This is a genomic window from Salinicola sp. CPA57, from assembly GCF_003206035.1.
GTDB lineage: Bacteria > Pseudomonadota > Gammaproteobacteria > Pseudomonadales > Halomonadaceae > Salinicola > Salinicola socius.
Genome location: NZ_PZJR01000011.1, coordinates 128,492 through 149,091 on the forward strand (window position 1 = coordinate 128,492; position 20,600 = coordinate 149,091).

A 20,600-nucleotide genomic window follows, 5' to 3' on the forward strand; every position below is an offset into this window, starting at 1 on the left:
CTGAGCGACGATGCTACTATCGTCGTCGATGCATTGACCGATAATTGTCATGAATAATGGTAAGTAAATCATGACAATTTCACACCCGGTCGGCAAGCGGCAGGACACTCGGCTCGATCCCCTCGACTGCCGATGTCCCTACAATTCGGTCCCGTTAGTCGAGTGGCGCCATGTTTCAGGTTTCTTTACCTTTCTCGCGTGAAGAGTACGCCAGCCGTTTGCACAAAGTGCGCGTATCCATGGCGAGCCGGGGAATTGATGTTCTCGTTGTCAGCGACCCTTCCAACATGGGCTGGCTGACGGGTTATGACGGCTGGTCGTTCTACGTGCATCAGTGTGTGCTGGTGGGCCTGGAGGGCGAGCCTGTCTGGTATGGGCGGCGCCAGGATGCCAACGGTGCCTGGCGTACCTGCTGGATGGACGCCGAGCGCGTGCGCTACTACCCGGACTACTACGTTCAGAATCCGGACATGCATCCGATGGAGTATCTGGCCCAGTCGGTGCTGCCGGAATATGGCTGGCATACCGGTAACGTCGGGCTGGAGATGGACAACTACTACTTCTCGGGCAAGGCCTATATCAGCCTGCTCAAGGAGTTGCCGCACGCGCAATTGATCGACGCCACGGCGCTGGTCAACTGGTGCCGGGCGATCAAGTCGCCCCAGGAGATCGCCTACATGCGCACGGCGGCGAGAATCGTCGAGTGCATGCACACCCGGATCATCGAGATGATCGAGCCTGGCCTGGCCAAGAGCAAGCTGGTCTCCGAGATCTATCGGGTCGGCACCGAAGGCTGGACCGACGAGCACGGCAAGGTCCACGGTGGCGACTATCCCGCCATCGTGCCGTTGCTGCCGACCGGCAGCGACGCCGCCGCCCCCCACCTGACCTGGGACGACACCCCGTTTCGCAAGGGCGAGGGGACGTTCTTCGAGATCGCCGGCTGCTACAAGCGCTACCACGCGCCGCTGTCGCGGACCGTTTTTCTGGGCAAGCCACCGCAGGACTTCATTCGCGGCGAATCGGCTCTGCTCGAAGGCATCGACAACGGGCTGGCGGTGGCCAAGCCCGGCAATCGCTGTGCCGATATCGCGCTGGCGCTGGGTGCGGCGATGGACAAGTACGGTTTCGATCGCGGCGGCGCGCGCTGCGGCTATCCGATCGGGATCAGCTATCCGCCGGACTGGGGCGAGCGCACCATGAGTCTGCGCCCATCCGACGAGACGATTCTCGAGCCCGGCATGACTTTTCACTTCATGCCCGGCATGTGGATGGACGACTGGGGCCTCGAGATCACCGAAAGCATCCTGATCACCGAGAATGGCGCCGAGCCGTTGTGCCATTTTCCGCGCCAGCTGTTCGTCAAGTAAGTCGCGTCAGCTGTTCGTCAACTATGTTCGTCAAACAAGAGTGTGCCGGTCGTTGGTGGGATGAGGCCGAATAGCGGGTCTGAGGCCCGCCGCGATTCCGGCTCGCCCGGCTATTTTGCTATCTTTCAATGACGCGCCTGTTAGCGATCCGCTGCGGCGCGTCATCCGCTTCATTGAGGAGAGTTCGCATGTCCGCAACCCTGCGTCCCAGCCCGATCAGCGCTACCGTCGACTTCGATGCCCAGGGCGTTCAGCACGGCTTTCTCAAGCTGCCGATCTCCATCGACACCTCCGCCTGGGGCGCAGTGATGATCCCGATCACCGTGGTCGCCAACGGCGAAGGCCCCACGGCGCTGCTGACCGGCGGTAACCATGGCGACGAGTACGAAGGCATCACTTCGCTGCTCAAGCTGGCGAGCACCCTCAAGCCCGAAGAGGTTCGCGGCCGAGTGATCATCGTGCCGATGATGAACACGCCGGCGGCAGAAGCGGGCAAGCGAACGTCGCCGCTGGATGGCGGCAATCTCAATCGCAGCTTCCCCGGCGACCCCAATGGCGGCGTGACGAGTCAGATCGCCGACTATTTCACTCGGGTGCTGGTACCGATGTGCGACGTGGCGCTGGATCTGCACTCCGGCGGTCGCACGCTGGACATCGTGCCGTTCGCCGCCGCGCATCGGCTCGACGATCTCGCCCAGGAAAACGCCAGTCTCGCCGGCGCCGTCGCCTTCGGCGCGCCCTACGCCATGATGATGTTCGAGCTAGACGCCACCAAGCTCTACGACACTGCGGTGGAATCCCAGGGCAAGACCTTCGTCACCACCGAGCTGGGCGGCGGCGGCACCTCGACGCCGCAGAGCCTGGCGCTGACCGAGCGCGGCGTGCGCAATTTCCTGATTCACTATGGCTTGATGGCTGGCGAGATCGAGAAGCCGACCGAACCCATGGTCTACGTCGATATGCCGGATGCCAGCTGCTACGTCCAGAGCGAGCATTCCGGCCTGCTGGAACTGACGGTGTCTCTGGGGGAAATGGTTCAGCAGGGCGATGTGCTGGCAAGGATCCACGACATGAGTCGCACCGGCGCAGTGCCGGTCGAATATCGCGCCCAGCGCGACGGCGTGCTGATCGCGCGGCGGTTCCCGGCCAAGGTCGGAATGGGCGATACCATCGCCGTGGTCGCGGAAGTGGTCGAGTCGCTGGAACGTGCGGGTTCCTTATCCGCCCCGAAGCCGGCCCTTTCATCGGCCCCGAAGCCGGCCGAAAGCCATTCATCGGCCCCGAACCCGGCCGAAAGCCATTCATCGGCCCCGAAGCCGGCCGAATGAGACTCGATCGCTACGACCTCAAGATCCTGGAAATTCTGAGCCATGACGGTCGGATCACCAAGTCGCGGCTGGCGGAGGCAATCAGTCTCTCCGTCAGCCCGTGCTGGGAACGGGTCAAGCGGCTGGAGAAAGCCGGGATCATCGAAGGCTACAGCGCCCGCATCAATCCCGACGCCATCGTCAAGCGCACACCGGTGTGGGTGCAGATCGAGCTCAAGCAGCACAATGCCGAAAGCTTTGCCCGTTTCGAGCGCATGGTCCGGGAGACCGACGCCGTCGCCGAGTGCGTCGCGGTCGGCGGCGGCGTCGACTACCTGGTCAAGATCGCCGCCGACAGCATCGACGCCTATCAACGCCTGATCGATGCCTGGCTCGTGTCCGATCTGGGGATCGAGCGCTACTTCACCTACATCGTCACCAAGACGGTCAAGCGCGAAGGGCCGCCGGTATTCTCCGAAACGGATGCATCGAATTTCTAGCATAAGCTGAATATTCGCCCGGCCTTGGCCGGGCGAGTTTGCGCTTGTCTCCTGTCCCACCAAAAAAACCGCAACTCCTGAGCGGGCTTTCGGAAGAAAGCGTGCCGCAAAGCGGTAGAGACGAAAAGTTTCCTGCCGCCGAATCGATACCATGGTCGCACTCGCAGGATAGGCAACCCGTTCTGCTCCACCGCCGATACCCCTGCAGGAGGCGATATGAAACTCAACGATCCCAGGCTTTTCCGCCAGTACGCTTATGTCGATGGCAAATGGACCCACGGTAGCGAGGGCCGCGAGGAAGCGGTCGTCGATCCCGCTACCGGAGAGACCCTGGGCCATTGCGCATTGCTGGAAGCGGCGCAGATTACCGATACGGTAACCGCGGCAGAGAATGCTTTCGCCGCATGGCGAGCGATCAACGTCCATGAGCGCGCCGAAAAGCTGCACGCCTGGTATCGCCTGCTGCACGAGCACAAGGAAGATCTGGCGCTGCTGATGACCTACGAGCAGGGCAAGCCGCTCGACGATTCCCGGGGTGAGGTCGATTACGGCGCCAGCTTCATTCAGTGGTTCGCCGAAGAGGCCAAGCGCGCCTACGGCGTGACCATTCCCAGCCATATTCCCAACGCGGCGCTGGGAACGATCAAGGAACCGGTCGGCGTCTCGGCGATGTTCACGCCGTGGAACTTCCCGCTGGCGATGATCACGCGCAAGGCGGGGGCGGCGCTGGCTGCCGGTTGCACGGTGATCGTCAAGCCGGCCAACGAGACGCCATACTCCGCGCTGGCACTGGCCGAGCTGGCCGAGCGGGCCGGTATTCCGGCGGGCGTGTTCAACGTCGTCACCGGCGATCCGGCGACCGTCTCCGAGGTGCTGTGCAACGACAACCGCATTCGCAATATCTCGTTCACCGGCTCGACCCGCGTCGGCAAGCTGCTGATGCGCCAGAGTTCCTCCAGCGTCAAGCGCATGTCGCTGGAGCTTGGCGGCAATGCGCCGTTCATCGTCTGCGACGACATGGATCCGGATGCCGCGGCGAAAGAAGCGGTCGCCGCCAAGTTCCAGACCGCCGGGCAGGATTGTCTCGCCGCCAACCGCATCTTCGTTCACCGCAAGATCTACGACGCCTTCGTCGAGCGCTTCGTGGCACACATGCAGGCGCTGAAGGTCGGCAACGGTCTCGAAGGGAGCGATATCGGCCCGCTGATTCACCAGCGCGCGGTCGACATGGCCAAGGGTATCGTCGAGGACGGCATCCAGAAGGGCGCACGCAAGCTGGGTGGCGAGGGCCAGGCCCCCGGCGAGAACTTCTTCATGCCGACGTTGCTGGCCGATATCACCCCGGAGATGCGCGTGTTCCGCGAGGAGACCTTCTCCCCGGTCGCGGGTGTCTGTGCGTTCGACGACGATGAGGAGGTTCTCCGGCTGGCCAACGACACCGAGTACGGTCTGGCCGCCTACGTCTATACCAACGATGTTCGCCGGATCTGGAAGCTGATGCGCGGGCTCGAGTACGGCATGGTCAGCGTCAACAGCGTCAAGATGACCGGCGCGCCAATCCCGTTCGGCGGCGTCAAGCAGTCAGGGCTCGGCCGCGAAGGCGGTGCGGCAGGACTCGAGGAATATCTCGATACCAAGTACTACTGTCTCGGCAATATGCCCTCTGCCAGCAATTCGTAGATTGATCGATTCTATCGCGGGTATGACACAAGGATCACTCCGATCGCTGCGCCCGCCCGGATCGCTGCCGTTTCCGACAACGCTCGATGGTGCGAGCACGGCAGCAATCCTCTTTCGGTAAGGAAATCGTATGACCGATACTCGTACGCTGATCGACAACGATCGCCGCCATGTCTTCCATGCTTCTACCCATCTGCGCGATTACGCCCATGGCGATTTTCCGGGCCGCGTGATTACCGGTGGCAAGGGGATCTCCATCGTCGATCGCGATGGGCGCGAGATGATCGATGCCTTTGCCGGGCTCTACTGCGTCAACATCGGCTACGGCCGCACCGAGATCGCCGAGGCGATCTACGCCCAGGCCAAGGAGCTTGCGTACTACCACACCTATGTCGGCCACTCCAACGAGCCGTTGATCGCGCTGTCCGAGCGCATTGCCAAGCTCGCCGGCAACGGCTTGAACAAGGTCTACTACGGGCTTTCCGGCAGCGACGCCAACGAGACCCAGATCAAGCTGGTGCGCTACTACCACAATGTCACCGGCCGGCCGCAGAAGAAAAAGATCATCTCGCGCCAGCGCGGCTATCACGGCTCCAGCATCGCCGCCGGCTCGCTGACCGGGTTGCCCGCGTTCCATCAGCATTTCGACCTGCCCATCGACGGCGTGCTGCATACCGAGGCGCCATATTATTACCGCCGGCCTCGGGGCGAGATGAGCGAACGCGAATTCTCCGCCTACTGCGCCGAACAGCTCGAAGCGATGATCCAGCGTGAAGGGCCGGAGACTGTCGGCGCCTTCATCGGCGAACCGGTGCTGGGCACGGGCGGCATCATTCCGCCCCCGGCAGGCTACTGGGATGCGATCCAGGCCGTGCTGAAGCGCCACGACATCCTGCTGATCGCCGACGAAGTCGTCAGCGGCTTCGGCCGTCTGGGCAGCGATTTCGGCTTCCAGCATTACGGCATCAAACCGGATCTGGTCACCATCGCCAAAGGGCTGACCAGCGCCTATCAGCCGCTTTCCGGCGTGATCGTCGGCGAGCGCGTATGGAAAGCGCTGGAAGATGGCACCGGCGAATACGGTCCGATCGGCCACGGCTGGACCTACTCCGGCCACCCGCTGGGTGCCGCGGCGGCCATGGCCAATCTCGATATCATCGAGCGCGAAAACCTGGTGGGTAATGCCGCCGAGACCGGGGCCTATTTCAATGCCCAGCTCAAGAAGACCTTCGGCGAGCACCCGCTGGTCGGTGACGTGCGCGGCGAGGGGCTGATGGCTGCACTGGAATTCGCGCCGGAGAAGGGCGAGTACACGCCATTCGATCCGTCGCTCAAGGTCGGTGCCCGGGTCGCGGCCGCCGCGCTGGAAGAGAACCTGATCGCTCGAGCCATGCCCAACGGCGATATCCTCGGCTTCGCGCCGCCGCTGGTGATCGATCGTGGCCAGGTGGATGAAGTGATCGCCCGCGCCAAGCGTGCCGTCGACAAGGTCACTGATGCGCTGACGCGCGAGGGCAAGCTCAACGCCTGAGTGTTGATGGCGCCATGAGACTGCGGAAGGGTGGAAACGTCCACCCTGCCGTTTCCATTTTCTCAATCGGGAATCGCTCAACGATGTCAGACTCCGTGACGCTTCACGACATCTATCTGGCGCGAAGCCGCATCGCCGGCCAGGCGGCGCGGACGCCGCTGATTCTCTCCCAGAGCCTGTCGGCACGCTTCGATGCCGAGATCTATCTCAAGCTGGAAACCCTGCAGCCGAGCGGTGCCTTCAAGCTGAGAGGCGCGCTCAACAAGATCGCGTCGCTAGCGCCGGAGCAGCTGGAACGCGGCGTGACCACGGCCTCCACCGGCAATCATGGCCGCGCGGTGGCCTGGGCGTCGAAGCGTCTCGGCGCCCGCGCCATCATCTGCGTTTCCGAATTGGTACCGGCCAACAAGATAGCGGCCATCGAGGCGCTGGGTGCCGAAGCCCGGGTCATCGGGCGCTCCCAGGACGATGCCTTCGTCGAGGCGCGGCGTCTCGTCGCCGAGGAGGGCATGGCGCTGATCGAGCCCTTCGACGATCCGTTGATCGCAGCGGGCCAGGGCACCATCGGGCTCGAACTGATGGAAGACGTCCCCGGGCTGGACCGGGTGCTGATCGGGCTTTCCGGCGGCGGGCTGCTTGGCGGCATCGGGCGCGCGGTCAAGGGCATCAACCCGAAGGTCCAGGTGACCGGCGTCAGCATGCTCGAGGGCGCGGCGATGATCGAGAGCCTGGCCGCCGGCAAGCCCGTCGAGGTGGAGGAGGAGGCCTCGCTGGCGGACTCGCTGGGTGGCGGCATCGGACTCGACAACCGCTGCACGTTCGAACTGGTCCGCGAGGTGATGGACGACCACCACCAGGTCTCGGAAGCGGCCATCGCCCGCGCCATGCTGCACTTCTTCGAGCATGAAAAGATGCTGGTGGAAGGCGCCGCCGCGGTCGGGCTCGCCGCCATCGAGGAGCACGGCATCGACGTTCGGGGCGAGAAGGTGGCGCTGATCGTCTCGGGCAATGGCGTCGATGCAGAGACGTTGATGCGGGCAAAGACGCTGATCGACTACCCGGCGCGCTGAGCGGCTGAATGCGGATACGAATTCAAATGAACGGCCTCAGGAGCCCCCCCGATGGAACTCTATAATCGCGAGCAGATTCAGAAAGTCGTCAGTCTCGATCACGCCGCGCTCGAAGCGGTCGAGGCAGGCTTCCGTGCCCTGGGCGAGGGCAACGTGGTGCAGCCGCCGATCCTGTCGATGGCGATCGAGGAGGCCAATGGTGAGGTCGACGTCAAGACCGCGCACATCAAGGGCAACTCGCGTTTCGCGATCAAGGTCAGCCCGGGCTTCTTCGACAATCCGAAACTGGGACTGCCGAGTCTCAACGGCCTGATGATCGTGTTCTCGGCCAAGACCGGTCTGGTCGAGGCGGTGCTGTTCGACGAAGGCTACCTCACCGACATTCGCACCGCGCTGGCCGGCGCCATTGCCGCCAAGCATCTCTCGCGCGCCGACAGTCAACGCGTCACCGTGCTCGGCGCCGGGCTGCAGGCGGAGCTGCAGGTCGCCGCGCTCATGCTGGTGCGCGACATCGACACCCTCGACGTGTGGGCGCGGGACGTGGCCAAGGCCGAAGCCTACGCTGCGCGGATGCAGGAGAAATACGGGCTGACCGTGGCGGTACATACCGATATCGGCGAGGCCTGCCGCGAGGCGGACATCATCGTTACCACCACGCCGTCGCGGGAGCCGCTGCTGAGCGGCGAGCATTTACGTGAAGGCGTTCATGTCACCGCCATGGGTTCCGATAGCCCGGACAAGCGTGAGCTGGATACGTCCGTCATGGAACGAGCCGATCACTACGTCGCCGATACCCGCGCCCAGAGCGAGAACAACGGTGAGCTCAAGGCCTACGCCGGCCACCAGCCGCCGTTCGCCGTCAACGAGCTGGGCCGCGTGATCGCCAGCGGCAAGAGTCTGCGTGCCACCGACTCGCAGATCACCGTCTGCGATCTCACCGGTACCGGCGTGCAGGACACCGCCATTGCCGGTTTCACGCTGGCCCGACTGGCGTCGTGACGGAGCGGCAGCGTCGCGAGGCGATAGTAGTACGGCGGGCAACGCAGGGCGATGCGGCATCGATCGCGACAATCCATGTCGACGCCTGGCGCCACAACTACCGCGGATTGATCGACGACGACACACTGGCCAGAAGAGATTTCGACAGCCGATTGGGAACCTGGCGACGGGAGCTGGAACTGGGGGCAGAAGTGCTGGTGGCGGTGCAACGTCAGGCCGTGGTGGGCTGGGCTCGCGTCGGGGCGTTTCGTCATCCGCCCGAGACTCGCCCCGACGTGAGATCGACAACCCAGGGCTGGGCCGAGATTCATGGGCTTTATGTATCACCCTCGGCACAACGTTGTGGGGTGGGGTCACGACTGCTGCGCGAGGCGGATAGCGTGTTTACAGCACGGTGCTTTCGCAACGTCGGGCTTTGGGCCTTCGCCAACAACCTGGCGGCCATTCGCTTCTACGAGTCCTGTGGCTTCAGCGATCAAAAGCTGGACCAGAATTTCGAGATCAACGGGCAACCCTTGGTGGAACGTTTGCTGGCACGGCGTCTCTAGGTTCTGCCGCCCGTTGAGACGCGACTCGTCGTTATCCCTTGGCTTTTGCGCCGGCGCCTCATGGCACGTCAAACCGCGATCAGCGATCGCTACGTTTCGGCACCGGTGCCACGCCGGGGCCGGTGGGTTCGCCAACCTTGTGCCACAGGCGGCCGTCTCGCTGGATCAGTTCGTGGGCGCCGCTGGGGCCGTCGGTGCCGGCGGCGTACCCTTCGATGCCCGATTTTCCGGTCCCCGATTTTCGGGACCAGGCTTCCAGGAACGGCTGCACGGCGCGCCAGCCGTTCTCGATGGTGTCGGCGCGCTGAAACAGCATCTGATCGCCGGTCAGGCAGTCGTATATCAACGTTTCGTAGCCGGTGACCGCGGGCAGATCGAAGAAGTCCTTGTAGGCGAAGCCCATCTTGACCGTATCCATCTCCAGCTCCGGGCCGGGGCGCTTGGCCTGGAAGTCGAACCACATCCCCTCGTTGGGCTGGATCTGGATGATCAGCCAGTTTGAGGCCATCCGATCCACGTCGGTATTGCGAAACTGGGCGTACGGCGCCGGTTTGAAGCAGATCGCGATCTCGGTATCCCGCGCGCTCATGCGCTTGCCGGTACGCAGATAGAACGGTACGCCGATCCAGCGCCAGTTATCGACCATCACCTTCATGGTAACGAAGGTTTCGGTCTGGCTGTCCGCGTCGACACCGTCTTCCTCGAGATAGCCGGGCACCTGGCGATCGCCGAGCGTACCCGCCTCATATCGGCCACGCGCTGAGTTGTCGTCGGCTTCGTCGATGGTCCACGGGCGAATGGCGCCCAGCACCTTGGATTTCTCGCTGCGCAGCGCATCCGCCCCAAAAGCGGCCGGTGGCTCGATGGCAACCATGGCGAGAAGCTGAAACAGGTGGTTGGGAACCATGTCGCGCATGGCGCCGGCCTTGTCGTAGAAGGCAGCGCGCGCTTCGACCCCCACCGTTTCTGCCGCGGTTATCTGAATGTGATCGATATAGTGATTGTTCCAGAACGGCTCGAACAGCACGTTGGCAAAGCGGGCGACGAGGATGTTCTGAACGGTCTCCTTGCCGAGGAAATGATCGATTCGATAGATCTGATCTTCCTTCATGACTTCGAGCAGATTGGCATTCAATGCCTGCGCCGATTCGAGATCATGACCGAACGGTTTTTCGACGACGACCCTGCGGTAGTTTCCGCCTTGCTCGGTCAGCAACCCGGCCTTGCCGAGTTGCTGGGCAATCTCGCTGAAGAAGCGGGATGAGGTTGCGCAGTAGAAGATCGCGTTATCGTTCTCCGACGAGGCAATGGTGTCCTTGATCCGACGATAAATGGCCTCGTCGGTGAAGTCTCCCTGTAGATACTGAAGCCGCTTTTCGAACTCGCACCAGTGAGATTCGTCCAGTGCGCTGCCGCGACCTTCCGAGTGATTGTCGGCGGCCTTGTCGGCGATGAATTGCTTGAGATGGGCGCGAAAACCGTCGTCGTCATGCTCGGCAAGATCGACGCCGATGATTCGCATTTTGGGGTCGATGAGATGATCCCGATCCAGATTGTAGAGCGATGGGATCAGTAGACGTTTCACCAGATCACCACCGGCACCGAAGATGAACATGGTGGTGTTGTCGGCAGCCGGCGTCTGCTCATGCTGCGCTTGTGTCGAATGGGGCACGGGGCGTCTACCTCGTCTTGTGGGTTGCCGAGAGCGGGGCTGGATGGATCGCCGAGAGCCACTCGTCTCGTTTGATCTCATCATGGAAGACAATTCCTGCCGGGGCCAGTGAATTGGCTCGGGGATCCCAGGCGCCGTCTTTGCGGACCTCGGCAGGCTGAACCAGAATAGCGTGACGAAACTTACAGGGAGGATTAACGAGATGAGTGAGAGTACGCAACGAAACGCGACCCGATCGGGTCGTGACGACGAATCGCTGACGCTTCGTTTCGGCCGGGACGAACTCGTCATTCGTCAGCGCTACGAAATGCTGAGTATCGTCAACGACGTTCTGATCGGTGTCTGGTTCGTCATCGGCAGTCTCTTTTTCTTCTACGAATCTCTGACATATGCGGGCACCTGGCTGTTCGTGATCGGCAGCGTCGAGATGCTGATTCGCCCAGTCATCCGGCTGGTTCGTCGGCTGCACTTGCAACACGTGAATGGTAACTCGTCATCGCCCAGTGCCGCCGAACATGACTTCTGAGACTCCCTGGTGCCTTGGCATCTTCTCGGTGTCGACATTGCGCCCTCGCGGAACTGCCGACTAGGCTGGGTCGCAACGAACCCGTTTACCACAGGATGTGGAGGAAATGTGAGCGACGCTGATTCAGCTGCCGATCTGGGAACTGATCTTGAAAATATGGACGCCGGAAAGCTCGAGCGGTTGTATCGATCCGGGGAGGCCTCGCCGCTGGAGGCGACACGGGCGGCGCTGGAGCGGATCGATCGTTTCAATGGAGCGGTCAACGCCTATGTCCATGTCGATCGGGAGGGCGCCGAGAAGGCGGCCAAGGCATCGGCTCGGCGCTGGGGGCAGGGCAGGCCGCTAAGTGCCATCGACGGTATCCCCGTGTCGATGAAGGATCTGGCCGAGGTGGCCGGCATGCCGACACGGGGCGGCTCATTGACGTCATCGGACGCCGTGTGTCAGGAAGATTGTCCGCCGGCGCGTATGCTCCGGGAAGCGGGAGCGGTGATCCTGGGCAAGACCAACACGCCGGAATTCGGCTGGAAGGCGGTGACCGACAACCGCGTATTCGGCGCCACCTGCAACCCTTGGGATACCCGCCTGACACCGGGTGGCTCCTCCGGTGGGGCCGCTGCCGCTGCCGCGCTCAACATGGGCGTGCTGCATCAAGGCGGCGACTCCGGCGGCTCGATTCGCATCCCCGCGGCGTTTACCGGTGTCTTCGGTTTCAAACCGACCTACGGCTGGACGCCGCAATGGCCGCCGGCCACCGAGCCGTCGCTCTCCCATATCGGTCCGCTGACCAGAAGCGTCGAAGACGCCGTGCGCATGCTCAACGTGATCGGCCGCTACGATTATCGTGACCCCTATGCCACCCGAGGGCAGCCGAAGGATTGGGGTGCCGATCTCGGCCAGGATCTGCGCGGTCTGCGCATCGCCTATTCGCCCACGTTGGGTTACGCCGAAGTCGACGAGCAGGTCGCCGCCCGCGTTCGCGAAGCCGTTCGTAACCTCGAGCAACTGGGGGCCGAAGTCGAGGAGATACACCCGGGTTTCGAGTCGCCGATCGATATCTTCCAGAAGCTCTGGTTCACCGCATCGCTGGATTTCTGGTCGAAATGCAGTGACAAGGAGCGTGAGCAGCTCGATCCGGGCCTCGTTGCCAATGCGCGCACCGCGCAGCAGTGGAGTGCGCTCGATCTGTTCCAGACGCTGGGCCGACGAGCCAATTTCACCGAGTGCCTGGAACGCTTCAACCAGAAATACCACCTGCTGATGACCCCGACGGTACCGATCGAGCCGTTCGAGGCCGGCCACGAAGTGCCGCCAGGCAGCGGCATGCGGGACTGGGAAGAGTGGGCGCCGTTCTCCTATCCGTTCAACCTGAGTCAGCAGCCGGCGGCTTCCGTCCCCTGCGGGTTCACCGAGCGCGGTCTGCCGGTGGGCTTCCAGCTGGCCGGCGGCAAGCATGATGACGTCCGTGTGCTGCGCGCCTGTCACGCCTACATGAAAGCGCACCCGCCGCGCTTTCCGCGGGTGCCCGATCCTTCCGAGATGGCCTGAGTCCGAGCGTGATCGCGATTGCCGACTACGCTTGAGATAGATGTCGCGCTGAATGCGCGGCGTCTGTCGCTCTACTTTCATCGCCCAGTTTACCGGGCCCGCGACGGCGGGACCGTCGAGGACTCTATCCGAGCGCCTCGAAGGTTCTGCCGTCACGCGATAAGGAGTCGCATCATGAGTCATCAGAATGTCGCTGAAATCATCGTCGAAACGCTCTCCCAGGCGGGCGCCAAGCGCTGCTATGGCGTAGTCGGCGATACCATCAATCACTTTACCGATGCCATCCGTCGCAGCGATCTCGAGTGGGTGCACGTTCGTCACGAGGAAGTGGGCGGTTTTGCGGCCGGTGGCGAAGCCTACATGACCCGGGAGCTGGCCCTGTGCGCCGGTACCTGCGGCCCCGGCACGCTGCACTTCGTCAACGGGCTGTTCGAAGCCCATCGCAGCGGTTCGCCGGTGGTGTTGATCGCTTCCCAGGTCGGCACTGCCGATACCGGCATCGGCTTCCCGCAGGACGTCGACCCCAGGCCGATCTACGCGCAGTACAGCGTTTTTTGCGAGACGATCATCAATCCCGATCAGGTCCGTCGCATGACGGCGCTGGCGGCCCAGACGGCGCTGGCCAAGAACGGCGTGGCGGTGCTGATCGTGCATGGGGACCTGTTCACCCAGAAGCCGAGCCAGGACCTGCCCTACCGAGTGCATCGTTTCGATCCGGTCACGCGGCCGAGCGCCGAAGAGCTGGTGCCGGCAATCAAGGCACTCAATGCCGGCGGCAAGATATCCATCTTCGCGGGCTCCGGCTGTCAGCACGCGCGCAATGAGGTAATGGCGCTGGCGGCCAAGCTAAAGGCGCCGGTAGCCTGGACCTCACGGGCCAAGGATTTCATCGAACCGGACAACCCTTTCGGGGTCGGCATGACCGGCGTCTTCGGGCTGGCCGGCGGTTATCACGCCGTTGCCGAATGCGATACCTTGCTGCTGCTCGGCTGCAACTTCGCCTGGACCCAGTTCTATCCGGATAAGGCGACGATCATTCAGGTCGATATCGATCCGCAGCAGATCGGCAAGCGCCATCCGGTCGATGTCGGACTTCTTGGCAGCGTGCGCGATACCTGCGCCGCGCTCGCCCAGATCGTCGACGAGCAGAGCGACACGAAATGGCTGGAGCGGTGCCGCAAGAGCTACCGCAAGGCGCTGGAGCGTGACGCCCACGAGTCTTCGGACGATGGTCTGATCCATCCGCAGGAATTGACCCTGGCGCTCGACGAAGCTGCCCACGACGATGCGATCTTCACCGCCGACGCCGGCAGCCCGATGGTCTGGATGCTGCGCCACATCCATGCCAACGGTAAGCGCCGGACGCTGTCCAGCCTCGTCCACGGCACCATGGCCAATGCTTATCCGCAGGGAATCGGCATTCAGAAAGCGTTCCCCGGCCGTCAGGTCATCGCCATGTGCGGCGACGGTGGCATGACCATGCTGATGGGGGACCTTTTGACCCTCAAGCAGGAGAAGATCCCGCTCAAGATCGTGGTCTTCAACAATAGCTCGCTGGGCTTCGTCGAACTGGAACAGAAGGTCGATGGCCTGCTCGACACTTACACCGACCTTGAAAACCCCGATTTCGGGCTGCTGGCTCAGTCCATCGGACTGTGGGGCCGGCATGTCGAGCAGGAGCACGAACTCAAGCATGCCATCGCCGAATGGCTGGCCTATCCCGGACCGGCGATTCTCGACGTCAAGGTCAATCGCATGGAGTTGGTGATGCCGCCCAAGGTCGAACCGGGGCAGGTGACCTCCACCGCGCTCTATTCCGGCAAAGCCGTACTCAATGGCCGGATGAGCGATGTCATCGATCTGGTGAAGAGCAACTTCTGGAAGTAGACGATCCGGCGATTTCTCCGCCGCCGCTGGGTGGCATCAGGGGATGAGTGCGGGGATCGATCCAGGCCAGGGTCGGTGTTTTGAGACGCCCGGCGAGAATGAAAGAACCCGGGACGTCGACGAATCGCCCCCGGACCCGGGGGCGATCCAAGTCGGCAATCTGCCAACGCGGGCCGTTAAACCCCTTCCACCATCATGACCCGGTAGTCGGCTCCCTTGAGACGATGCTGCTTGGCTTCCTGATAGGCCGGGCTTTCATACCACGCCAGCGCGGCCTGACGATCGGGAAACTCCAGCACCACCGCACCCTCGGCTTCAGGGCCTTCCAGCGTTGTGATATCACCGTAGAAGGCAAGCGGTTTGGGCGGGTTATCTCCTCTTGCCTGGCTGGCCTTGTCGGCATAGATCGCCATCTCCTCGCTATCGAGGGTGGCGTCCTTGATGAAGATCACGTAAGTGCTCATCGACTTACCCCTTTTGGTTGAGCTGTTTCAGCAGCACCTTCGCGGTTTCGGCGGAGGAGCCTGGATTCTGACCGGTAATCAGCAGGCCGTCGGCGAGGACATAGGAAGACCAGTCTGCCCCTTTGCTGTAGTCACCACCCTGTGACTTGAGTACGTCTTCGACCAGAAACGGTACGACGTCTGTCAGGCCGACAGCTTCTTCCTCGCTATTGGAGAAGCCGGTGACCTTCCTGCCCTTCACGATCGGCGCGCCGTCGGCATCCTTCACGTGACGCAATACCCCAGGGGCATGGCAGACTAGGGCTGCTGGACGACCCGCCTGCAGGGTCCGTTCGATCAGCGCAATGGATGTCTTGTCTTCCGCCAGATCCCACAGCGGGCCGTGGCCGCCGGGATAGAAGACCGCATCGAAATCATCGATATCGACATCCGCCAGTACGTGGGTGCTGGCCAGTGCTTTGATGGCTTCCGGGTCAGCGCGGAATCGTTTGACCTCTTGGGTATCCGCTGCCGGATCGTCGCTTTTGGGGTCCAGCGGTGGCTGGCCACCCTTGGGCGAGGCCAGCGTGATATCGACACCGGCGTCCTGGAAGACGACATAAGGCGCCGCCAGCTCTTCGAGCCAGAAGCCGGTCTTCTCGCCGGTGTCACCAAGCTGATCGTGTGATGTCAGTACCATTAATACTTTCATGGGATAAACGCCTTTCGGGTTGTGACGATAGGGGTTGTCGCGGGACCTGATGTCTCTGAATCCGGAGACATGGAATCAACGCTCGCCGACCTGGATGACGAGTTTGCCGAAATTGTCGCCCCTCAACAGACCGTTGAACGCCTCGGGGGCGTTTTCCAGGCCTTGCTTGATCTCTTCGCGATAGTGAATGCGACCCTCGTCGACCCAGCGCGACATCTCATTGAAGAATTCGTCGAAGCGATGACCGTAGTCGTCGAAGATGATGAATCCGCGCACGGTGAGGCGCTTCTTGAGAATGGTCGTCATCAACAGTGGCAGACGGTCCGGCCCCGCCGGGAGATCCGTCGCGTTGTACTGAGCGACCACGCCGCAGACGGGGATCCGGGCGCTGGTATTGAGCAGCGGCAAGACGGCATCGAAGACCTTGCCTCCTACGTTTTCGTAGTAGACGTCGATACCGGCATCGCAGGCGGCTTCGAGCTGGGCCTCGAAGTCTTCGGCTCGGTGGTTGATACAGGCATCGAAGCCAAGTGTCTCGACCACATAGCGGCACTTCTCTTCGCCGCCGGCAATACCGACGACTCGCATGCCCTTGATCTTGCCGATCTGTCCGACCGTCGCTCCGACAGGGCCGGTAGCGGCAGCGACTACCAGGGTCTCGCCCGCCTTGGGTTTGCCGATATCCGTCAGCCCCATGTAGGCGGTAAAGCCTGGCATGCCCATGACGCCCAGGGTGTAGGAGGGATTCTCGGGCTGCTGGCCCAGATTGGTCAGGGCCGTGCCGTCCGACAGCGCATAGTCCTGCCAGCCGGTGAAGCCGAGCACCCAGTCGCCCGATTTGAAATCGGCATGTCGAGATTCGACGACGCGACTGACGGTGCCGCCCACCATCACCTGATCGATCTCCACGGGTGGGGCATAGGAGGGCGCGTCACTCATGCGGCCCCGCATGTAGGGGTCCAGCGAGAGGTAGACCGTGCGCAGCAAGACCGTGCCTTCCGTGACGGAGGGAATCGCGGTCTCTTCCAGGCGGAAGTTATCCCGACTCGGCTCGCCGTGAGGGCGCGAGGCCAATACCCACTGTCGGTTGGTCGCATGATTCTGCGTCATGACGTACTCCTTTCACTTCAATGAATCTGATTCGATTAGACCAGTCGTCTAGTCGCGAGGAAAATAAAAGAGCCGAGTCGTCGGCCCTGGATCTAGTCCTGATCGAGCAAGCGTCGTGTAGTGCTCAGCGCCGACTGCAACGGGCTATCGTTCTGAGTCACCTTGGCCAACATGCTGGCCCCTAGCCACATCTGGTAAAGCGAGGCAGCCAGCTCTCTGGCATCACCATCGTCAGCCATTTCTCCGTTCTGCCGGGCGCGGGTCAGCTCGCGGGTCAGACGCTCGATGATGCGATCGGTGCCGTTTTCCAATACCTGACGCATCGAAGCGGAAAGATCGCTGACCTCGGCACCCAGCTTGACCACCAGACAACGGCTTTGCAGGTCGTGCCCGCTCTGGGTTTCCACCCACCGTTGCCAGTAACGCATCAATCGCGAGACGGCGGAACGCTCGTCACTGGAAGCGAGCAACTCGTCGAGTTCGGCCAGATAGCGGCTGAAGTAACGTTCCAGCAGTGCCACTCCAAACGCTTCTTTCGATTCGAAGTAATGGTAGAAAGAGCCTTTGGGTACCTGGGCCGCCTTGAGAATTTCATTCAACCCGACCGCGGAAAACCCTCGGTTTCCCATGGTGGACTGAGCGATATCCAGGATCTGCGTTTTGACGTCGCGATTGGCAAGTGAGCGGTTCATGCATCCACTCTAGTCTTGAATAGACCGGTCGTCTAGTGTTCGTTCGCTAGGAGTTGCCGCGACGGGGCGGGTGAAGTGACCGCTAGCAGGGTGGGTCGTTCAGTGCTTCTTCCAGCCAGTCGAGCAGCGCCCGACACGCGTGGCGATCCACGGTCTCCCGGTGAGTGTAGACGGCGATCGCTTCGGGTTGAATGAGAGCTTCCACCACGGGTCTTACCAGTTCACCGGTTTCGATCGACCGCTCGGTCGTGCGCTGCCACCCCAGCGCGATGCCGTGCCCGGCCAGCGCTGCTTGCAACATCAGGGGATAGCTGTCGAACACTTTTCCGGCTAACGGCGTCGCCACGTCCCGGCCCATTGCCGTGAACCAGTCGCTCCACTCCATCCAGTCGGGCGGCTCTGCCCGATGGTGAAGCAGATCGAAATCGGTCAACGCGTCCAGGGAGATTGGCCTATTTCGAGCGGCTGGATGATCCGGGTTGCAGACGGGATAAATGGTATCCGCGGCGGTAAACGCCAATGTGTGGTTGCCACTCGGGCGGCCATGAGTCTGCAATGCGATGTCGAACGGGTCGCGTTGCTCGGTCAACGGCCGGGTCGATGTCACCAGCTTCAGATCGATATCGGGATGGCGCTGGTTGAATGTCGCCAGGCGAGGCATCAGCCAGTAGAACGCCTCGCAAAGTTGGCAGAACAGGATCACTCGAGGTGCGCGCTCTCCGCCGCGGAGGTCGTCGGCATGCTGCGCGATCCGGCACAAGCCTTGGGAGATGACCTCGGCCAGTTGGCGTCCGGCCGGGGTCAGGAAGACGCCCCGATTTCTGCGCTCGAACAGCGCCGCACCGAGATCCTTCTCCAGCGACCGTACCTGGCGACTGATGGCAGCCTGAGTCAAGCCGAGTTCTTCGGCGGCCCGAGTAAAGCTTTCCAGCCGGGCGGCGGCTTCGAACGGCAGTAAAGTGGCGAGGGGCGGCAGCGAGCGGTTCAATGGAAACATAACCCAGGCTCATGGATGGTGACGCAGCCATCGTTGGTGACGGGTGCGGTCGGTGAGGCACGCTCTGGCGATCGCCACCGACAGGAGTCGTCATGAAAGCACCTTGCGTAATTGAGGATAACCCTCGCCAAGGCATTCTGCTGATCGTCGGCGCGGTTTTTCTCCTTGCCCTGGCCGATGCATTGGTCAAGGGGCTTAGCGATACGCTTTCTCTGTGGCAACTGTTGGTGATCGCACCGCTTATTTCATTGCCGATACTGATACTGGGGTGGCGACGCCAGTACGAGCGCCTTCCACGGCGTCTCGATACCTGGGGCTGGATCGGCGTACGCAACGTCTTGCTGTTGGCCATGTGGATCGCGTTCTATGCTGCGCTGCCCTGGATTCCGCTGAGCATCGCCGCCGTCGGAATCTACACGACACCGTTGTTCATCGCCGTGCTGGCAGCGCTGGGAGGCGAGCCGCTGACGCGGCGGCACTGGACCGCGCTATGGCTCGGTTTCGCTGGCGTCGTGATCGTGCTGCGCCCTGGAGATGAGCTGTTCTCTCCGGCCATGTTGCTGCCACTGCTGGCGGCGCTCTGCTATGCGGGCGCGATGGTACTGACACGGACACGCTGTCGTGAGAGTTCTCCCTGGCTTCTGGCACTGGGGCTCAATCTCGCGTTCCTGCTGGCGGGGGTGGTCGGCAATGTCGTCGTGGTCGTCGTCGCGCCGGAAACGTCATCCGGCTTTCTCACTCTCGGTTGGCAGCGGCTCGATGCGATCGTGTACCTGATGATCGGGCTCTATGCATTGCTCATGGTGAGCGTCAACCTCGCGGTCGCCCGGGCCTATCAGATTGCGCCTTCGTCGCTGGTGGGAACATTCGACTACACCTATCTGATATTTGCCATGGGGTGGGGGTTCTGGTTATTCGGCGAGGTACCCGATGGTCCAATGCTGGTGGGCATGGCGACTATCTTGATCGCCGGATGGCTAATGGCTGATGGCTGATGGCTGATGGCTGATGGTACGGCAGTAAAGCGAGACGATCGCTGGCAAGCGCAAGGCCTCAAGCTACGTTGATAACAAGCGGCGTTGATAACAAGCGGCGTTGATAAAGCGAACTGAAAAGAGCGATGATCTGGGTCGGTTCCAGGGGAGGTCGAGATGCGTAATCATGGTTTTATCTGTGCTACCTGCGGTGTGCAATATCCGCCGAGCGAGGCCCCGCCGGAGCACTGCGGGATCTGCGAGGACGAGCGTCAATTCGTGCCCGTCGAGGGCCAGCGCTGGACGACGCCAACCCAACTGGCGACCCGTCACACCAACACCTTCCGCCACATGGCGCCAGGGCTGATGGCGATAGGCACCACCCCAAGCTTCGCCATCGGCCAACGCGCCTTCCTGTTGCGCACGCCGGCCGGCAATGTGCTGTGGGACTGCCTGACGCTACTCGACGAGGCGACCATCGAGATCATCGAAGGTCTCGGCGGACTCGATGCCATCGTGCTGTCGCACCCGCATTTCTTTTCCACCATGGCGGATTGGGCGCAGGCGTTCGACTGCCCGATCTACGTACACGCGGCAGATCGTGATTGGGTCACTGTGTCGGATGCGCGCATCGAGTTCTGGGAGGGGGCGTCACGCGAGATATTGCCGGGCATCGATATCCATTGCCTGGGCGGCCATTTCCCCGGCGCCAGCGTGCTGCACTGGACCGCGCAGGAGGTTCTGCTGACCAGTGATACGCTGATGGTGACGCCGGATCGCATGGCGTCGTTCATGTGGTCCTACCCCAACAATATTCCTCTCGACGCCAGCACGGTCGAGAGTATCGCCAGTCGCCTCGAGCCGCTCGCGTTCGACAGCGCCTATTCGGCCTTCTGGGGCCGCGAGATCCTGATCGATGCCAAACGCGTCATCGAGGAATCCGCACAGCGCCACTGCCGGGCACTGAGTGGATAACGCGTACGTCGGGATTGGGCAGCGGCATCTGCGAGCCGTTGATGAAGCCGACCTGCGCA

General features: G+C 62.3%; 19 protein-coding genes. 13 read left to right on the forward strand and 6 right to left on the reverse strand.

Annotated features, from left to right (window positions below; translation table 11 throughout):
- Nucleotides 1-170 precede the first annotated feature (170 nt).
- The 8 genes from doeA (at nt 171) to DOM36_RS12835 (ending at nt 9,005) form a co-directional block, all read left to right on the forward strand.
- Entirely contained in the window at nt 171-1,370 is a 1,200-nt protein-coding gene (gene doeA, locus DOM36_RS12800) for an ectoine hydrolase DoeA (RefSeq protein WP_110643307.1), read from the forward strand.
- Nucleotides 1,371-1,558: 188 nt separating this feature from the next.
- Nucleotides 1,559-2,698, forward strand: a complete 1,140-nt coding sequence (gene doeB, locus DOM36_RS12805) for a N(2)-acetyl-L-2,4-diaminobutanoate deacetylase DoeB (RefSeq protein WP_110643308.1) — start codon at nt 1,559-1,561, stop codon at nt 2,696-2,698.
- A complete protein-coding gene (locus DOM36_RS12810; protein WP_075570835.1) occupies nt 2,695-3,177 on the forward strand; it encodes an Lrp/AsnC family transcriptional regulator in 483 nt (160 codons plus the stop codon). Before doeB ends, DOM36_RS12810 begins: the two co-directional genes overlap by 4 nt.
- Before the next feature lie 216 nt (nt 3,178-3,393).
- A complete protein-coding gene (locus DOM36_RS12815) occupies nt 3,394-4,857 on the forward strand; it encodes an NAD-dependent succinate-semialdehyde dehydrogenase (protein ID WP_110643309.1) in 1,464 nt (487 codons plus the stop codon).
- A gap of 130 nt (nt 4,858-4,987) precedes the next feature.
- A complete protein-coding gene (locus DOM36_RS12820; RefSeq protein ID WP_110643310.1) occupies nt 4,988-6,388 on the forward strand; it encodes an aminotransferase in 1,401 nt (466 codons plus the stop codon).
- Nucleotides 6,389-6,471: 83 nt separating this feature from the next.
- Complete coding sequence (gene eutB, locus DOM36_RS12825) at nt 6,472-7,458, forward strand: hydroxyectoine utilization dehydratase EutB (RefSeq protein WP_110643311.1); 987 nt, start codon at nt 6,472-6,474, stop codon at nt 7,456-7,458.
- A 51-nt stretch (nt 7,459-7,509) separates the two neighbouring features.
- The gene (locus DOM36_RS12830) at nt 7,510-8,457 is read left to right on the forward strand and encodes a cyclodeaminase (RefSeq protein WP_110643312.1); all 948 of its coding nucleotides are present in this window, start codon (nt 7,510-7,512) and stop codon (nt 8,455-8,457) included.
- Nucleotides 8,454-9,005 carry a GNAT family N-acetyltransferase gene (locus DOM36_RS12835; protein ID WP_157958640.1) on the forward strand — a complete coding sequence of 184 codons (552 nt, stop codon included), beginning with the start codon at nt 8,454-8,456 and terminating at the stop codon, nt 9,003-9,005. The genes DOM36_RS12830 and DOM36_RS12835 overlap by 4 nt, the downstream gene beginning before the upstream one ends.
- Nucleotides 9,006-9,084: 79 nt before the next feature.
- Here the strand turns inward: DOM36_RS12835 and zwf are convergent, their stop codons facing one another.
- A complete protein-coding gene (zwf, locus tag DOM36_RS12840) occupies nt 9,085-10,677 on the reverse strand; it encodes a glucose-6-phosphate dehydrogenase (protein WP_232823825.1) in 1,593 nt (530 codons plus the stop codon).
- Between the two features lie 202 nt (nt 10,678-10,879).
- Here zwf and DOM36_RS12845 point away from each other — a divergent pair, with 202 nt between their 5' ends.
- The 3 genes from DOM36_RS12845 to DOM36_RS12855 all read left to right on the forward strand — a co-directional run bounded on the left by DOM36_RS12845 (nt 10,880) and on the right by DOM36_RS12855 (nt 14,638).
- The gene (locus DOM36_RS12845; RefSeq protein WP_075570842.1) at nt 10,880-11,203 is read left to right on the forward strand and encodes a YrhK family protein; all 324 of its coding nucleotides are present in this window, start codon (nt 10,880-10,882) and stop codon (nt 11,201-11,203) included.
- A gap of 108 nt (nt 11,204-11,311) precedes the next feature.
- Nucleotides 11,312-12,751: an amidase gene (locus DOM36_RS12850; protein ID WP_232823826.1), complete on the forward strand. Its 1,440-nt coding sequence runs from the start codon at nt 11,312-11,314 to the stop codon at nt 12,749-12,751.
- A gap of 174 nt (nt 12,752-12,925) precedes the next feature.
- Complete coding sequence (locus DOM36_RS12855) at nt 12,926-14,638, forward strand: thiamine pyrophosphate-dependent enzyme (protein WP_110643315.1); 1,713 nt, start codon at nt 12,926-12,928, stop codon at nt 14,636-14,638.
- A 176-nt stretch (nt 14,639-14,814) separates the two neighbouring features.
- On the opposite strand, the gene DOM36_RS12860 is transcribed toward DOM36_RS12855, so the two are convergent.
- The 5 genes from DOM36_RS12860 to DOM36_RS12880 all read right to left on the reverse strand — a co-directional run bounded on the left by DOM36_RS12860 (nt 14,815) and on the right by DOM36_RS12880 (nt 18,592).
- Nucleotides 14,815-15,102, reverse strand: a complete 288-nt coding sequence (locus DOM36_RS12860) for a DUF1330 domain-containing protein (protein WP_075570845.1) — start codon at nt 15,100-15,102, stop codon at nt 14,815-14,817.
- Between the two features lie 4 nt (nt 15,103-15,106).
- Complete coding sequence (locus tag DOM36_RS12865) at nt 15,107-15,793, reverse strand: type 1 glutamine amidotransferase domain-containing protein (RefSeq protein ID WP_110643316.1); 687 nt, start codon at nt 15,791-15,793, stop codon at nt 15,107-15,109.
- Between the two features lie 75 nt (nt 15,794-15,868).
- The gene (locus tag DOM36_RS12870; protein WP_075570847.1) at nt 15,869-16,903 is read right to left on the reverse strand and encodes an NADP-dependent oxidoreductase; all 1,035 of its coding nucleotides are present in this window, start codon (nt 16,901-16,903) and stop codon (nt 15,869-15,871) included.
- Nucleotides 16,904-16,995: 92 nt separating this feature from the next.
- Nucleotides 16,996-17,595, reverse strand: coding sequence for a TetR/AcrR family transcriptional regulator (locus DOM36_RS12875; RefSeq protein ID WP_075570848.1), 600 nt, complete (start codon nt 17,593-17,595; stop codon nt 16,996-16,998).
- 82 nt (nt 17,596-17,677) lie between these two features.
- Nucleotides 17,678-18,592 (reverse strand): LysR substrate-binding domain-containing protein, encoded by a 915-nt coding sequence (locus DOM36_RS12880; RefSeq protein ID WP_110643317.1) that lies wholly within the window; start codon nt 18,590-18,592, stop codon nt 17,678-17,680.
- A 92-nt stretch (nt 18,593-18,684) separates the two neighbouring features.
- Between DOM36_RS12880 and DOM36_RS12885 the strand changes: the two genes are divergently transcribed.
- Together DOM36_RS12885 and DOM36_RS12890 are read left to right on the forward strand one after the other, a co-directional pair.
- Nucleotides 18,685-19,587: a DMT family transporter gene (locus DOM36_RS12885; protein ID WP_110643318.1), complete on the forward strand. Its 903-nt coding sequence runs from the start codon at nt 18,685-18,687 to the stop codon at nt 19,585-19,587.
- 156 nt (nt 19,588-19,743) lie between these two features.
- On the forward strand, nt 19,744-20,541 hold the full coding sequence (locus DOM36_RS12890) for an MBL fold metallo-hydrolase (RefSeq protein WP_110643319.1): 798 nt from the start codon (nt 19,744-19,746) through the stop codon (nt 20,539-20,541).
- The last annotated feature ends 59 nt before the right edge of the window (nt 20,542-20,600 follow it).

What these genes read in the sequence shown, in the direction of transcription:
- doeA (WP_110643307.1), top strand. Translation starts at nt 171, where the DNA reads ATGTTTCAGGTTTCTTTACCTTTCTCGCGTGAAGAGTACGCCAGCCGT.
- doeB (WP_110643308.1), top strand. Translation starts at nt 1,559, where the DNA reads ATGTCCGCAACCCTGCGTCCCAGCCCGATCAGCGCTACCGTCGACTTC.
- DOM36_RS12810 (WP_075570835.1), top strand. Translation starts at nt 2,695, where the DNA reads ATGAGACTCGATCGCTACGACCTCAAGATCCTGGAAATTCTGAGCCAT.
- DOM36_RS12815 (WP_110643309.1), top strand. Translation starts at nt 3,394, where the DNA reads ATGAAACTCAACGATCCCAGGCTTTTCCGCCAGTACGCTTATGTCGAT.
- DOM36_RS12820 (WP_110643310.1), top strand. Translation starts at nt 4,988, where the DNA reads ATGACCGATACTCGTACGCTGATCGACAACGATCGCCGCCATGTCTTC.
- eutB (WP_110643311.1), top strand. Translation starts at nt 6,472, where the DNA reads ATGTCAGACTCCGTGACGCTTCACGACATCTATCTGGCGCGAAGCCGC.
- DOM36_RS12830 (WP_110643312.1), top strand. Translation starts at nt 7,510, where the DNA reads ATGGAACTCTATAATCGCGAGCAGATTCAGAAAGTCGTCAGTCTCGAT.
- DOM36_RS12845 (WP_075570842.1), top strand. Translation starts at nt 10,880, where the DNA reads ATGAGTGAGAGTACGCAACGAAACGCGACCCGATCGGGTCGTGACGAC.
- DOM36_RS12855 (WP_110643315.1), top strand. Translation starts at nt 12,926, where the DNA reads ATGAGTCATCAGAATGTCGCTGAAATCATCGTCGAAACGCTCTCCCAG.
- DOM36_RS12860 (WP_075570845.1), bottom strand. Translation starts at nt 15,102, where the DNA reads ATGAGCACTTACGTGATCTTCATCAAGGACGCCACCCTCGATAGCGAG.
- DOM36_RS12865 (WP_110643316.1), bottom strand. Translation starts at nt 15,793, where the DNA reads ATGAAAGTATTAATGGTACTGACATCACACGATCAGCTTGGTGACACC.
- DOM36_RS12870 (WP_075570847.1), bottom strand. Translation starts at nt 16,903, where the DNA reads ATGACGCAGAATCATGCGACCAACCGACAGTGGGTATTGGCCTCGCGC.
- DOM36_RS12875 (WP_075570848.1), bottom strand. Translation starts at nt 17,595, where the DNA reads ATGAACCGCTCACTTGCCAATCGCGACGTCAAAACGCAGATCCTGGAT.
- DOM36_RS12880 (WP_110643317.1), bottom strand. Translation starts at nt 18,592, where the DNA reads ATGTTTCCATTGAACCGCTCGCTGCCGCCCCTCGCCACTTTACTGCCG.
- DOM36_RS12885 (WP_110643318.1), top strand. Translation starts at nt 18,685, where the DNA reads ATGAAAGCACCTTGCGTAATTGAGGATAACCCTCGCCAAGGCATTCTG.
- DOM36_RS12890 (WP_110643319.1), top strand. Translation starts at nt 19,744, where the DNA reads ATGCGTAATCATGGTTTTATCTGTGCTACCTGCGGTGTGCAATATCCG.